13 protein-coding genes are annotated in these 12,963 nt (G+C 70.3%); 7 read left to right on the top strand and 6 right to left on the bottom strand.

The window, feature by feature from the left end; genetic code table 11:
* Window positions 1-42: 42 nt before the first annotated feature.
* The 3 genes from DEA06_RS05920 to DEA06_RS05910 are packed head-to-tail and all read right to left on the bottom strand — an operon-like array spanning window position 43 to window position 2,357.
* Window positions 43-1,023 carry an SRPBCC family protein gene (locus tag DEA06_RS05920; protein WP_116647044.1) on the bottom strand — a complete coding sequence of 327 codons (981 nt, stop codon included), beginning with the start codon at window positions 1,021-1,023 and terminating at the stop codon, window positions 43-45.
* 10 nt (window positions 1,024-1,033) lie between these two features.
* Window positions 1,034-1,405: a metalloregulator ArsR/SmtB family transcription factor gene (locus DEA06_RS05915; RefSeq protein WP_116647043.1), complete on the bottom strand. Its 372-nt coding sequence runs from the start codon at window positions 1,403-1,405 to the stop codon at window positions 1,034-1,036.
* A 58-nt stretch (window positions 1,406-1,463) separates the two neighbouring features.
* Window positions 1,464-2,357, bottom strand: a complete 894-nt coding sequence (locus DEA06_RS05910; protein ID WP_205781222.1) for a LysR family transcriptional regulator — start codon at window positions 2,355-2,357, stop codon at window positions 1,464-1,466.
* Window positions 2,358-2,464: 107 nt separating this feature from the next.
* Between DEA06_RS05910 and DEA06_RS05905 the strand changes: the two genes are divergently transcribed.
* The 7 genes from DEA06_RS05905 (at window position 2,465) to DEA06_RS05880 (ending at window position 9,394) form a co-directional block, all read left to right on the top strand.
* Entirely contained in the window at window positions 2,465-3,277 is an 813-nt protein-coding gene (locus DEA06_RS05905; RefSeq protein WP_116647042.1) for an inositol monophosphatase family protein, read from the top strand.
* 40 nt (window positions 3,278-3,317) lie between these two features.
* On the top strand, window positions 3,318-3,962 hold the full coding sequence (locus DEA06_RS05900) for an NAD(P)-binding domain-containing protein (RefSeq protein ID WP_116647041.1): 645 nt from the start codon (window positions 3,318-3,320) through the stop codon (window positions 3,960-3,962).
* Between the two features lie 51 nt (window positions 3,963-4,013).
* Entirely contained in the window at window positions 4,014-4,982 is a 969-nt protein-coding gene (locus DEA06_RS05895) for an alpha/beta fold hydrolase (RefSeq protein ID WP_116647040.1), read from the top strand.
* A 79-nt stretch (window positions 4,983-5,061) separates the two neighbouring features.
* The gene (purL, locus tag DEA06_RS05890) at window positions 5,062-7,392 is read left to right on the top strand and encodes a phosphoribosylformylglycinamidine synthase subunit PurL (RefSeq protein WP_116647039.1); all 2,331 of its coding nucleotides are present in this window, start codon (window positions 5,062-5,064) and stop codon (window positions 7,390-7,392) included.
* 10 nt (window positions 7,393-7,402) lie between these two features.
* A complete protein-coding gene (locus DEA06_RS16515) occupies window positions 7,403-7,540 on the top strand; it encodes a hypothetical protein (protein WP_165817938.1) in 138 nt (45 codons plus the stop codon).
* Window positions 7,541-7,676: 136 nt separating this feature from the next.
* Window positions 7,677-8,666 carry a hypothetical protein gene (locus DEA06_RS05885; RefSeq protein WP_133241706.1) on the top strand — a complete coding sequence of 330 codons (990 nt, stop codon included), beginning with the start codon at window positions 7,677-7,679 and terminating at the stop codon, window positions 8,664-8,666.
* Window positions 8,663-9,394 (top strand): DUF2071 domain-containing protein, encoded by a 732-nt coding sequence (locus tag DEA06_RS05880; protein WP_116647037.1) that lies wholly within the window; start codon window positions 8,663-8,665, stop codon window positions 9,392-9,394. Before DEA06_RS05885 ends, DEA06_RS05880 begins: the two co-directional genes overlap by 4 nt.
* A gap of 165 nt (window positions 9,395-9,559) precedes the next feature.
* Here the strand turns inward: DEA06_RS05880 and DEA06_RS05875 are convergent, their stop codons facing one another.
* From DEA06_RS05875 to DEA06_RS05865, 3 genes are all read right to left on the bottom strand, one after another.
* A complete protein-coding gene (locus DEA06_RS05875) occupies window positions 9,560-10,465 on the bottom strand; it encodes a glycine betaine ABC transporter substrate-binding protein (RefSeq protein WP_116647274.1) in 906 nt (301 codons plus the stop codon).
* A 73-nt stretch (window positions 10,466-10,538) separates the two neighbouring features.
* Window positions 10,539-11,513: a proline/glycine betaine ABC transporter permease gene (locus DEA06_RS05870; protein ID WP_116647036.1), complete on the bottom strand. Its 975-nt coding sequence runs from the start codon at window positions 11,511-11,513 to the stop codon at window positions 10,539-10,541.
* Window positions 11,513-12,814, bottom strand: coding sequence for a glycine betaine/L-proline ABC transporter ATP-binding protein (locus tag DEA06_RS05865; protein ID WP_240606837.1), 1,302 nt, complete (start codon window positions 12,812-12,814; stop codon window positions 11,513-11,515). The genes DEA06_RS05870 and DEA06_RS05865 overlap by 1 nt, the downstream gene beginning before the upstream one ends.
* Between the last annotated feature and the right edge of the window lie 149 nt (window positions 12,815-12,963).

Below are 12,963 nucleotides of genomic sequence, written 5' to 3'. Positions count from 1 at the left end.
ACCCCTTACCGCCCCCGATCAGCGTAACCCCGGGGAGCGGCTTCAGGCGTCGGCGAGCACGCCTTCGAGGCGCACGTAGCTGCTCTCCATGCCGTCGGTCATGCCCGTGGCGAGCACCATGTCGCGCGTCTGCTTGTTCGGGTACTCGATGAGGATCGTCAGGAGGGTCACGCCGTCCTCCTCGTAGAGCGACATGTCGTTCGTCGTCGACGGGTAGTCGGTGCCGGTCATGTGCTCGGTCGTGACCGATCGCGAGGGGGCCTCCGACAGGAGCACCTCGCCGTCGAAGCCGAAAGGCTCCCCCTCGGTACCCGCTTCGGGCGCCCACGCGTAGCGGTAGCGGCCGCCCGCCTCCGCGCTGGGCTCGCAGACGGTCATGCGCCAGCCGTCGGGGCCGAGCAGCCACTTCTTCATCAGGTCGGGGTCATGGTGCGCCCGCCACACCAGGTCGCGGGGCCCGTCGATCGCTCGGGTGATGCGCACGTGGGTGTCGTCGAGCAGCTCGGTCTGCGTGCCGTTTCCCCGCGCGTAGTCGCGGAGGTCGGCGACGACGCGGTCGAGTTGGCCGATCGCGCGCGTCGAACCCTCGACCATGCCCATCGCGGTGAGCTGCTCCAGCGCCTCGGCTGACGGGAAGTACGTGACGGTGGTGACGCGTGCGCCGGTGTCGGTCCTGTCGAACGCGAAGGTCATGCGCATCGACGGCATTCCTTCTGCGGCGCGCCCGTCCTCGTCGACGAACGAGTCGATGACCTCGTACCCGCTGGTCGGATCGATGCGCAGGAACTCCCACGCGCCGCGCGACTTCTCGCCCCGGGGGCTGGTCATGGCGTACTCGGCGCGCCCGCCGACGGTGAAGTCGAACGTCTCGAAGGTCGCGGGCCAGCCGGGAGGGCCCCAGAACCGCCCGAGCTGCTCGGGCTCGGTGAAGGCGCGCCAGACACGCGACGGCGAGGCCTCGACCTCGGCGACGAGCGTCATCGTGAGCGACTCGGGATCGGTGGTGACGGCGGTGACGGGCATGGAGTTCTCCTCAGTTCTCGGGGTCCTGCTGCTTCTCGGTCAGTCGCTCGGGCTCGGCCAGGAACGCGTCGAGCCTGTCGATGCGGGCGCGCCACAGGGCTTCGTAGCGCGTCATCAGTTCGCGGACGCGGGCGATCGTGGCGGGATTGGCGCGCACGAGGCGCTCCCGCCCGTCGGCGCGCTTGACGATGAGCTCGGCGGCCTCGAGCACCGCCACGTGCTTCTGCACGGCGGCGAAGCTCATGTCGTAGTCGGCGGCGAGCGCCGACACCGACTGCTCACCGCGGATGGTGCGCTGCACGATGTCGCGTCGCGTCGCGTCTGCCAGCGCCCGGAAGATGCGATCGAGCTGCGCGTTCTGGGTTTCCGTTTCTACAACCATTTGGTTGTACGTTAGCTCCGCCCCGCCCCGCCGTCAAGACTCGTTTCGGCGCTGCGGATCATGCGCTTCCTCCGTGCAGGAGCGTGCGGGTCAGCGTCCGGAACCACTGATGTCCGATGTCATCGGTGAACTGGCGATGCCAGGCGAGGATGATCGGCACGGGTGGCAGATCGACGGGCAGGCGAAACCGCGCTACTCCGGCGTCAAGGCGGACTGCCACGGACTTCGGCACGACGGCGACCACGTCGGTGGCGCGGACGATATCGATCGCCGCGCCGGTCGCTGCCACGGCTGCCACCACTGTGCGAGAAACGCCGGCGGCTTCGAGGACGTCATCGACACGGTCCCGCAATCGGCCTCTCCGCGACACCAGCACGTGCGGAACGGCGACGAACTCCTCGAGGTCGATCGCGGTAGCCAGCATCGGGTGGCCGGCCCGGGCTATCCCCACCAACTCGTCCATTCCGACGGCATCATGATCGACCGCCGGCGACGTCGGCATTGCGGACCCGATCTCGAGATCAATGACCCCGCGGCTAAGGTCTGCAGTCTCATCAGCCGTTTCGGCCAGAAACCGCAGCCTGACCCCCGGCGCGACGGCCGCGACCTGCTGCGCCAGCACCGGCGCCACGGCCGTCGTTAACGCATCGTGCGCCCGCAGCGTGAACGTGCGCTGCAACGTATCGAGGTGCAGCTCCTGCTCCGGTGCCAGCACCGCAGCGCTTCGAAGGACGAGAGCTCGCACCTCATCCCGAAACGCCAACGCCCGCGGAGTCGGCTGCATCGCGCGACCCGCGCGGACGAGGATCTGGTCGCCCGTCGCCCGCCGAATCCGTCCGAGCGCGCGGCTCATTGCAGGAGCCGAAAGGTGCAGACGGTCCGCGGCGCCCGTGACGCTCTCCTCCTCCAGCAGCGCATCCAAGGCGATCAAGAGGTTCAGGTCCAAGTGCATGAGAAGCAATCTATATGTGCATGGATTGCATTTGAGCGCACGTACCGGCGCTTGTACCGTTGCCGCCAGAGCGACGATGACCGCCGCGGCGAAGGAGAAGAACCCCCATGAACGACACCACCGCGTCGGTCCAGACCACCGACGATCTCGCCTTGCTCGAGGCTGTGACCGCAGCCGTCACGGAGGCCGGCAACGTCCTGCTCGACCGATTCTCCACGGAGAACCGCGTCGACGGGCTCGACGCGCTCCTCACCGCGATCGGCGGCAACGACGACGCGTCAGCCGCCGTGCTCCGGCCGGCTCTCGAACGCCTGCGTCCGCAAGCGCGGTGGGACGACGACGAAGAGGGACACGGCGCCCTCGGTCCGGGTGAGTGGTGGGTTGCAGACGCCGCCGAGGGCAACGTGAACCACATTCACGGCGGAGTGAACTGGGGCGTCACCGCAACCCTCGTCCGCGACGACGTCCCCGTCGTCACCGCAGTATTCCTGCCGGCGCTCGGTCAGACGTTCACCGCCGTCCGAGGCCGAGGCGCGTTCCTCAACGGCTCTCGCGTGTCGGTGTCGACGAAATCCGACCTGCGCGCCGCGCTGGTCGGCACTGGGCAAGCAAAGCCCGGCGAAGAACGCGACGTCCTGCGGCGTACGAGCGCGTCGATCGGCCGCATGCTTGACGCCGCGCTGCTCGTGTCCGTCACCGTCCCCGCGACACTGCAGCTCGTCCAGGTCGCTGCCGGACACACCGACGCGTTCTGGCAGTTCGGCCAGGTCCGCTCCGGTCTCGTCGCCGGCGCCTTGCTCGTGCAGGAAGCCCAGGGTGCCGTCATCGATTCCACGGGCGCACCGTGGGCGCTGACCAGCGACGACTTCATCGCCACCGCCCCCGGCCTCGCAGCGGATATCGCCGCAGTCCTTCGCTGATCCACCCCTTTCTCGAGATCCGCATACGTCAGGAGACATCATGACCCCCACCAGCACGATCGCCATCGCCGTCCTCGGTGCAGGCCGCGTCGGCGGCAACCTCGCCGCAGCCCTCACCGCCGCCGGCCACCGGGTCACTCTCGGCGTGCGCGACACCGACACCGCAGAGGCCGCATCCGACATCACCGTCACCGACGTCGCCACCGCGATCACCACCAGCGACCTCGTCATCAACGCGACCCCGGGCGACACCACCCTGCACCTCCTCACCGCCCACCGCGGACTGCTATCCGGGAAGGTGCTGCTCGACGTGAGCAATGCCACCGTCCGAGGCGCCGACGGCCTGCCCGGCGGACTCGTCTACCCCGATAGGAGCCTCGGCGAGCTCCTGCAGGAGGCGCTGCCCGACACGATGGTCGTGAAGAGCTTGAACACGATGCTGTTCCCCGTCATGACCGCCCCGGGAGCGCTTCAGACGCCTCCCACGGCATACCTCTCCGGTGATGATGCCTCCGCCAAGAGCACGGTCCACGCCGTCCTCGGCAGCCTGGGCTGGCAGGACGACTGGGTGATCGACCTCGGAGGCATCAACACCGCCCGCGGTACCGAGGCCATGGCGCTCATGGTGCCGAGCCTCCTCGGCTCACTCGGATTCGTGCCCTTCGCCCTCGCGGTCGCTCGCTGAGCCGACCAGAGCACGGATGCTGCGCCCGCCGCGGCCTGGCAGGCTGTACCGATGAGCGAAGACGACGCCCCGATCGACGTCTCCGTCGAGCACGTGCACACCGGCGACGCGGTCACGCGCGTCACCCGGATGACGACCGACAGCGGCGACGACGCCACCGCCTTCGTGCTCGTCGCCGGGATCGGGGTCGCCGCGACCTACTTCGAGTTCCTCGCGCCGCTCCTGGCTCGCACGGGTGCGGTCTACGCCCTCGACCTCCCGGGGTTCGCGGGCGTGCGCCGCCCCGACGAGGCCCCCACCGCCGCGTTCTTCGCCGATCAGGTCGAGGCCGTCCTCGACCGGTTCGACCTGCGCGACCCGGTGCTGATCGGCCACTCGATGGGCACCCAGGTCGTGACCGAGGTGCTCGTGCGGCGCACGGGCCTCAGCCGCGGCGTGCTCGTCAGCCCCGTCGTCAACGAGGCCGAATCAACCCCCCTCCTCCAGGGCGTGCGCTTCGCGCAGTCGGCGGCGCGCGAGTCGTTCCACCTCGCGATGACCGCCCTGTCGGCCTACATCCTCTGCGGCATGGTCTACTTCCTCACCGTGCTGCCGCACATGCTCCGCTACCGCATCACCGACCGGGTGCGTCTCGTGAACGCGCGCACCCTGCTCATCCGCGGCGAGTTCGATCGATCGTCACCCCGTCGCTTCCATTCCCGACTCGCTGACGCCCTCCCCGATGCCTGGCGCTGGGAGATGAAGGGGGCGGCCCACTCGATCATCAACGGCCATGCCGTCGGTGTCGCCGAACTCGTGATCCGCCACCTCGACGACGACCTGCCGCGCCGTGGACAGATGCCGTCGGACGAGGCCGAAGTGCCTCCCGCCCGGCACGCCGACATCCGCATGTTCGTCGCGGCGCTCGCCTCCCGCGGCGCGGAGTGGATCAGCGCCCTCCGCGGCGACGAGCGGGGCGTCGCCCGGGCGAAGTCCGAGCACGCCGCGCTTCTCTGGCGCGCGTACTCACCGCGCGGCTGACAGCCGACCGGGCGGCGTCCACGCGCGCCGATAGGATGGGCGCTATCCCCGATCCCCGCGATCTCTGGAGTTCAGCCGCGTGACCAGCCCCGCAGCATCCCTCGCCGACACCGTGCAGAACGCCGCGTCGACGCCCGAGAAGGAGCAGCCCTACGGCGCGCTCGGCCTCAAGTCCGACGAGTACGCGAAGATCCGCGAGATCCTCGGCCGCCGCCCCACGAGCGGCGAGCTGGCGATGTACTCCGTGATGTGGTCGGAGCACTGCTCCTACAAGTCGAGCAAGATCTATCTGCGCCAGTTCGGCCAGAAGGTCTCCGACGAGATGAAGACGCGCCTCATGGTCGGCATGGGCCAGAACGCGGGTGTCGTCGATGTCGGGCAGGGCTGGGCCGTGACCTTCAAGGTCGAGTCGCACAACCACCCGAGCTACATCGAGCCCTTCCAGGGTGCCGCGACCGGCGTCGGCGGCATCGTGCGCGACATCATCTCGATGGGCGCGCGCCCCGTCGCGGTCATGGACCAGCTGCGCTTCGGCGCGATCGACCACCCCGACACCGCCCGCGTCGTGCACGGCGTCACCAGCGGCATCTCGTTCTACGCGAACTGCCTCGGGCTGCCGAACATCGGCGGCGAGACCGTCTTCGACGCGGTCTACCAGGGCAACCCCCTCGTCAACGCCCTCGCGGTGGGCGTCCTCCGTCACGAAGACCTGAAGCTCGCGAACGCGTCGGGCGTCGGCAACAAGGTGGTGCTGTTCGGCGCCCGTACCGGCGGCGACGGCATCGGCGGAGCATCCATCCTCGCCTCCGACACCTTCGCCGACGGCGGGCCCACCAAGCGCCCCGCGGTGCAGGTCGGCGACCCCTTCGCCGAGAAGGTGCTCATCGAGTGCTGCCTCGAGCTCTACAAGGCCGAGCTCGTCGAGGCGATCCAAGACCTCGGCGCCGCCGGCATCTCGTGCGCCACGAGCGAGCTCGCCGCCAACGGCAACAGCGGCATGAAGGTCGAGCTGTCCAAGGTGCTGCTGCGCGACCCGTCGCTCACGCCCGAGGAGATCCTCATGAGCGAGAGCCAGGAGCGCATGATGGCGATCGTCGCTCCCGAGAAGCTCGACGCGTTCCTCGCGGTCGTGGCGAAGTGGGACGTCGAGACCAGCGTGCTGGGCGAGGTCACCGGAGACGGCCGCCTCGTCATCGACTGGCACGGCGAGCGCATCGTCGACGTCGACCCCTCCACCGTCGCGGTCGACGGCCCCGTCTACGAGCGTCCCGTCGCCTACCCGACGTGGATCGACGCACTGCAGGCCGACTCGGCGAGCGCGCTTCCCCGCTCGAGCGACCCCGCCACCCTCCGCGACCAGTTCACGCGCCTGCTCGCCAGCCCCAACCTCGCCGACACCTCGTGGATCACGAACCAGTACGACTACTTCGTGCTCGGCAACACCGCCCTGTCGTTCCCCGACGACGCCGGCATGATCCGCGTCGACGAGGAGTCGGGTCTCGGCTTCTCGATCGCCACCGACTGCAACGGCCGCTACTGCCAGCTCGACCCCTACCAGGGGGCGCGTCTCGCCCTGGCCGAGGCCTACCGCAACGTCGCCGTCACCGGCGCCGCCCCCACGGCGGTCACCGACTGCCTCAACTTCGGCAGCCCCGAGAACCCCGAGGTCATGTGGCAGTTCTCGCAGGCCGTCGAGGGCTTGGCCGACGCGTGCCTCGAGATCGGCATCCCGGTCACCGGCGGCAACGTGTCGTTCTACAACCAGACCGGTGACGCCCCGATCTTCCCGACCCCGGTCGTGGGAGTGCTCGGCATCATCGACGACGTCGCCGCGCGCATCCCCAGCGGGTGGCAGGACGCCGGCGAGAACCTCTACCTCCTCGGCATCACGCGCGAGGAGCTCGACGGTTCGGCCTGGGCCGACACGATCCACGACCACCTCGGCGGACGCCCGCCCCAGGTCGACCTCGCCGGGGAGAAGCGACTGGGCGAGCTGCTGCGCGCAGCATCCGACCAGTCGCTCGTCTCCAGCGCTCACGACCTCTCCGCCGGCGGGCTCGGCCAGGCCCTCGCCGAGGGCGTGCTGCGCTTCGGCGTCGGCGCCCGGGTGTGGCTCACCGAGATCATGGAACGCGACGGGGTGGATGCGGCGACCGCCCTCTTCTCGGAGTCGACCGGCCGCGTCATCGTGTCGGTGCCGCGCGAGGAGGACGTGAAGTTCCGCGGGCTCTGCGCGGGCCGCGGCTACCCCGTGCTGCGCATCGGCGTCACGGATCCGGCCGCCGACGGCGAAGAGGCGGCGCTCGAGATCCAGGGCGTCTTCACGCTGCCGATCTCGGAGCTCCGCGCCGTGTCGACCGCGACGCTGCCCGCCGCCTTCGGCGCCACCGTCACCGAGCCCGCCGCGTAGGGTTGACGCCATGAGCAACGACGAGGACTACGGCGATCTTGTAGGCGTCCGTCAGCGACGCGTGAAGGTGATCGCGTGGGTCGTGATCGCCGCCCTCATCATCACCGGCGGTGGCGCCACGGTGTTCGCGCTGCTCGTCCAGCGCTGAGACCGGGCTCGGGCTCCGGTCGCGGGGCGCGCATGACGCAGCTCCTGAGCACCTTGACCGATGCGGCCGCCACCCCGCGTGCGCGCGCGGCGACCGTCACGAGGCGCCGCCGCGACGAGCGACGTAGCATGAAGGAGTGGATCCGCTCTGGCTACTCGTGGCCGACTGGTGGTGGATCGGTCCTGCGGCGGCCGGCACAGCCACTCTCGGCTGGATCGGCGTGCTCACACAGCGGGAGCGAGCGAAGCGGCCGGCGGCGGCGGGCGGCCTCGGACGCAAGACCATGAGCAAGGGTGCCGCGCGTCGGCTCGAGCTCGACGCCGCCGTACTCGATCTGCAGTCTTCGCGCGATGCCGTCGCGCGCAGCCGCGCCGAGGTGCAGGTGGCGCAGGCCGAGCTCGCCCGCGTGCAGGCCGACAGCGCAGCATCCCGCGTCGCTCCGGGTGCCATCGCCGCCGCCCGGGCGCGCGTGCAGGCCGCTCAGCGGCAGGTGCGCGCCGCGGGCGCCGACCTGCGCGCACGACGCGCGGGGTTGAAGGCCGCGAAGGCCACCTTGCCCGCCATCCGTGCCGGGCGCGCCATGCTGCCGCTCGACCGGCTCATGGCCCAGCACGACGCTCTGAACGCCCGGTGGCTGGCCTACGAGACCGACATCGACCTGCAGCTCGCCTACCCCGCGATGAGCGACGCCCGCTCGCCCCTGCTCGCGGTGTTCCTCCGCGAGCAGTCGCAGGCGCAGTGGCTGCGCCCCAGCTCGAGCAGTGTGCGGGTGACACCGGCGGACTTCCTCGCCTACCGCGATGCGGTGCGTCGGGCCGGGCACGCGTTCGACGACGCCGAGCGCGAGGCGCGTCGACAGGCCGGCGAGGCACCCCCGCGAACGACGGATGCGGCATCGGAGATGTGGTCGCAGATGGCGCAGACCCTCGGCGACAACGCGCAACGGGCCGTCTCCGACTCCGTGCGGGCGATGAGCCGCGCGGCGAAAGACCGCTTCGATCGCGCCCGATCGTCTCGCGCGTCCTCCGACGACGCACCGCGTCGGCCCTCGGGCGGCGACGACCCGACGCCTCCGAGCGACCCCGTGTGGCCCGTGCCTGGCCGCGACCGGCCGTACGACCGGTGACCGTCGACGACGGCGCACCGCCGCTCGGCGGACGCGCGATCATCGAGCAGCGGTGGAGCACGGCGCTCTTCCTGCACTGGCGGGTCGACCCCGCCGCGATCGCCGGCCGCCTTCCGCCCGGAACGCGCCCCGATCTCTTCGACGGGTCGGCCTGGGTGGGGTTGATCCCCTTCGTCCTCGGCGACTTCCGCTTCCTGCCTCTGCCGCCGGTGCCCGTGGTCGGATCGTTCGTCGAGATCAACGTGCGCACGTACGCCGTCGATGAGCGCGGGCGCCGGGGTGTCGTCTTCCTCACACTGGAGGCCGAGCACCTGCTTCCGGTCGCCGGCGCGCGGGCGCTCTTCGGCCTCCCCTATCGCTGGGCGAGAGCCGGTCTCCGCGCCGACGAGCAAGCGATCGAGTACCGCTCACACCGGCACGGCCCCGGCCCGAGGCCGCGCACGCGCATCCGGGTCGTTCCCGGCGCGACCCCCGTCGACACCGACCTGTCGCGGTTCCTGACCGCGCGATGGGGGTTCCACCAGTCCCACCTCGGCCGCACGATCTGGGCCGCGAACGAACACGAGCCGTGGCCGCTCGTCGACGGCGAACTCCTCGCCCTCGACGACGAGCTGCTCGGCGACAGCGGCTTCGCCGACCTCGCGAGGCGCCCGCCCGACTCCGTGCTCGCGATGCCGTCGCAGCATGCGGGATTCCTCACCCGCTTCGGAGCACCCGTCCGCGTCTGACGCCGCCGCCCGTGACGACCGGAGGGCATCTCACGAGCGGCTGACCGCCGCGCCCCCGACGGTCCTCCGCCCGTGAGGTCTCCTCCGCTCGTGGCCGCGCCCCGTGCGTGAACGAGAGAACGGGCGGGCTCCCCGGAAGGAACCCGCCCGCTCATCGAACTCAGGTCAGCGCGCCGCGACCGCGGGGATCACGTCGGGGTACTGCTCGAGCCACGCGGTGATGGCCTCGGCCTCGCGCCCCTCGCCGTACTCGTTGACGACCATGTCTTCCAGGGCGCCGTACTGCTCGTCGTCCAGCTTGATGCCGGAGATCAGCTCCGCAGCATCCGGGTACTTCTCGGCGAAGCCCGACGCGCCGAGGAAGTGCAGCGCCTCGGGGTCGCCCATGAGGCCCTGCGGGTCGGCGAGGTCCTTGATGTCGAACGCGTCGTTGGCCCAGAACGGACGCCACAGCGTCACGACGATGTCGTCCTGCGCGGCGATCGCGTTGTCGAGCTCGGTGAGCATCGCCGCGGTCGACGAGGTGACGAGCTCGAACTCGCCGTCGAGACCGTACCCGGGGAGTGCGACCTCCTGGGTCTGCTTGGTCAGGCCGGCGCCGGGCTCGATGCCGTAGATCTTGCCGTCGAAGCGGTCGGCCTGGCCGGCGAGGTCTTCGATCGAGTCGATGTCGGAGTAGCTCGGCACCGCGAGCGTGAGCTTCGCGTTGTCGTAGTAGGCGCCGAGGTCGTCGATCGAGTCGCCGTACTCCTCCATGTAGGACGCGTGGGTCAGCTCGGGCCATGCCGACGGGTAGATGTCGATGTCGCCCTGGGCGAGCGCGGTGTAGAGCGGGCCCGCCTCGGTGAGCGTCTCCATCTCGACCGTGTAGCCGAGCTCCTCGAGCTGGTTCTGGAGGAGGTAGGCGGTGCTGAGGCCGTCAGTCCACGAGGGGAGGAAGCCGAGGGTAATGGTGCCCTTGTCGCCGGAGTCGGCGTTGCTGTCGCCGTCACCGGCTCCGCTCGCGCAACCTGCGAGGGCGAGGGATGCTGCGGCTCCGAGAGCCACGAGGGATGTGATCTTGCGGGACATCTGCATGGTGTTCCTTTCGTATGTTCTGCTGCGTTCCGTATGGGTTCAGTGAGGTCGGGCCGAGGCCCGTGTGTCAGCCGTTGGTGCTGATCGGGGCGCGACGCGGCGATGCCTTCATGCGGTCGGCCTCCGCCGTGGCGTCCTTGTCGTCGGCCGAGGGCGCGATCGCCCGCTGAGCGGCGCGGCGACGGGAGATCAGACCGAGGAGCGAGCCGCGGTACTCCGAGGGGTTGCCGAGCGCGGCGGTCACGCGGTCGAGGTAGACCGCGATGATGACGACGCTGAGGCCCGCTTCGACGCCCTTCGCGAGGTTGACGGTCGAGATCGCCGAGACGACCTCCTTGCCGAGGCCGTCGGCCCCGACGATGCCGGCCACGACCGCCATCGACAGCGCGAGCATGATGACCTGGTTGACGCCGGCCATGATCGTCGGCATCGCCAGGGGAAGCTGGATGCCGCGGAGGATCTGCCCCGGCTTGGCGCCGAACGCGTGGCCGGCCTCGACGGTCTCGGAGTCGACGCCGCGGATGCCGAGCTCGGTCAGCCGCACGCCGGGCGGGAGGGCGAAGATCACCGTGGATACGAGACCGGGGACCACGCCGATGCTGAAGAACGTGATCGCCGGGATCAGGTAGACGAAGGCGGGCATCGTCTGCATGAAGTCGAGCACGGGCTTGAGGATCGAGCGCACCCGGGCGTTGCGCGCCGACCAGATGCCCAGCGGCACCGAGATCGCGACCGCGATCAGGGTGGCCACGAGCACGAGGGAGAGGGTCTGCATCGAGGCGGTCCACTGGGCCATGCCGACGATGAGGGTGAACGACACCAGGGTGCCCACACCGAGCTGCCACGATCGGACCAGCCAGCCGATGAGCGCCGCGACGACGATGGCCACGGGGATCGGGGTGCTCACCAGCACGTCGGTGAGCGTGTCGACGAGGAGGCGCACGATCCATGCGATCGCGTCGAGCAGTCCGTCGAGGTTGTCGCGGATCCAGTCCACCCCGCCCTTGACCCAGGAACCCACGGGAATACGGAAGTCTTCCATCACACTGCCGCCTTTCCTGTGGTGGTGGATGCATCGTCGGCCGACTCCGCGAGGGCCTCGTCGATGACGGTCGCGGGAAGCGGGACGACGGGGATCGTGATCTCGTCGGTCGCCCCGGGGCCGGGGCCGAGCGCCGCGAGAAGGGTGACGCGGGGGATCACGCCGACGAGCCTGCCCTCGGCGTCGGTCACCGCCAGCGGCACGGGCGATTCGACCGCGGGGACGAAGAGATTCATCAGCACCTCGTCCTGCGAGACGGTGAGCGGGGCGGGGCGGATCACCGAGGTGACCGAGCCCTCGCCGCGTCGGACCAGGGCGATCGCGTCGCGATCGGTGACCACGCCGAGGAGGCGGCGGTCGCGCCCCACGACGTACGCGGCCGACATGTACGCGTCGCGCATCTGGCGCAGGGCGGAGCGGGGTCCGGCGGTCTCGGTGACCACGGGCCGCGGGCGCTCCATGACGTTGGCGGCGGTCAGCACGCGTGCGCGATCGACGTCCTGCACGAACTGCTCCACGTAGTCGTTCGCCGGGTCGGTGAGGATGTCTTCCGGCGTGCCGATCTGCACGATGCGACCGTCGCGCATCACGGCGATGCGGTCGCCCAGGAGCATGGCCTCGTTGAGGTCGTGCGTGATGAAGACGATCGTCTTCTGCAGCTTCTGCTGGAGCGCGAGCAGCTGCTCCTGCATCTCGCGACGGATGAGGGGATCGAGGGCGCTGAAGGCTTCGTCCATCAGCAGCACATCGGGATCGGCCGCGAGGGCACGGGCGATGCCGACGCGCTGCTGCATGCCGCCCGACAGCGCGTCGGGGAGCTTGTCGCCCCACCCCTCGAGCCCGACGAGCGAGAGGATCTCCTCGGCGCGCGCGAGGCGCTCGGTCTTGGCGACGCCCCGCAGCTCGAGCGGGTACGCGACGTTCTCGGCGACCGAGCGGTGCGGCAGGAGCGCGAAGTGCTGGAACACCATCGAGACGCGGTCTCGGCGCAACGCCCGCAGCTTCGCCGCGGTGGTGCCGGTCACCGGCTCGCCGTGCACGTGGACCGACCCGGCGGTGGCGTCGTGGAGCCCGTTGAGCATGCGGATGATCGTCGACTTGCCGGAACCCGACAGGCCCATGATGACGAAGATCTCGCCTTCGGCGACGTCGAAGCTCGCGTCGATGACGGCGGCGGTTCCCGCGTCGGCGACGTCGGTGCGGCTCTCGCCGGCTTTCAGGCGTTGGACGGCCTTCTGGGGACTGCGTCCGAAGACCTTGAAGAGATTGCGCGCCTCGAGGGCAGGCGGAAGAACGGTCACAGTGTGTACCTCGGCTGCCCCGCGCGGGGACGGCATCGGTCACGCCCGGGTGGCGGTCGCAGACGCGCACCTCGGGTCGAGGCGCGGCCGGGCGGCGGGTGTCGGACCCGCACGCAAAGACCGCCGACCGTACGATCGCGGTCTGACAC

Source organism: Microbacterium sp. Gd 4-13, assembly GCF_003095395.1.
Lineage (GTDB): Bacteria > Actinomycetota > Actinomycetes > Actinomycetales > Microbacteriaceae > Microbacterium.
Note: the sequence above shows the minus strand (reverse complement) of the source record. Positions and strands in the feature narration are given on the sequence as shown.

Bases quoted from the DNA above. Each gene is read 5' to 3' on its own strand.
- DEA06_RS05920 (WP_116647044.1), bottom strand. From the start codon at position 1,023: ATGCCCGTCACCGCCGTCACCACCGATCCCGAGTCGCTCACGATGACG.
- DEA06_RS05915 (WP_116647043.1), bottom strand. From the start codon at position 1,405: ATGGTTGTAGAAACGGAAACCCAGAACGCGCAGCTCGATCGCATCTTC.
- DEA06_RS05910 (WP_205781222.1), bottom strand. From the start codon at position 2,357: ATGCACTTGGACCTGAACCTCTTGATCGCCTTGGATGCGCTGCTGGAG.
- DEA06_RS05905 (WP_116647042.1), top strand. From the start codon at position 2,465: ATGAACGACACCACCGCGTCGGTCCAGACCACCGACGATCTCGCCTTG.
- DEA06_RS05900 (WP_116647041.1), top strand. From the start codon at position 3,318: ATGACCCCCACCAGCACGATCGCCATCGCCGTCCTCGGTGCAGGCCGC.
- DEA06_RS05895 (WP_116647040.1), top strand. From the start codon at position 4,014: ATGAGCGAAGACGACGCCCCGATCGACGTCTCCGTCGAGCACGTGCAC.
- DEA06_RS16515 (WP_165817938.1), top strand. From the start codon at position 7,403: ATGAGCAACGACGAGGACTACGGCGATCTTGTAGGCGTCCGTCAGCGA.
- DEA06_RS05875 (WP_116647274.1), bottom strand. From the start codon at position 10,465: ATGTCCCGCAAGATCACATCCCTCGTGGCTCTCGGAGCCGCAGCATCC.
- DEA06_RS05870 (WP_116647036.1), bottom strand. From the start codon at position 11,513: ATGGAAGACTTCCGTATTCCCGTGGGTTCCTGGGTCAAGGGCGGGGTG.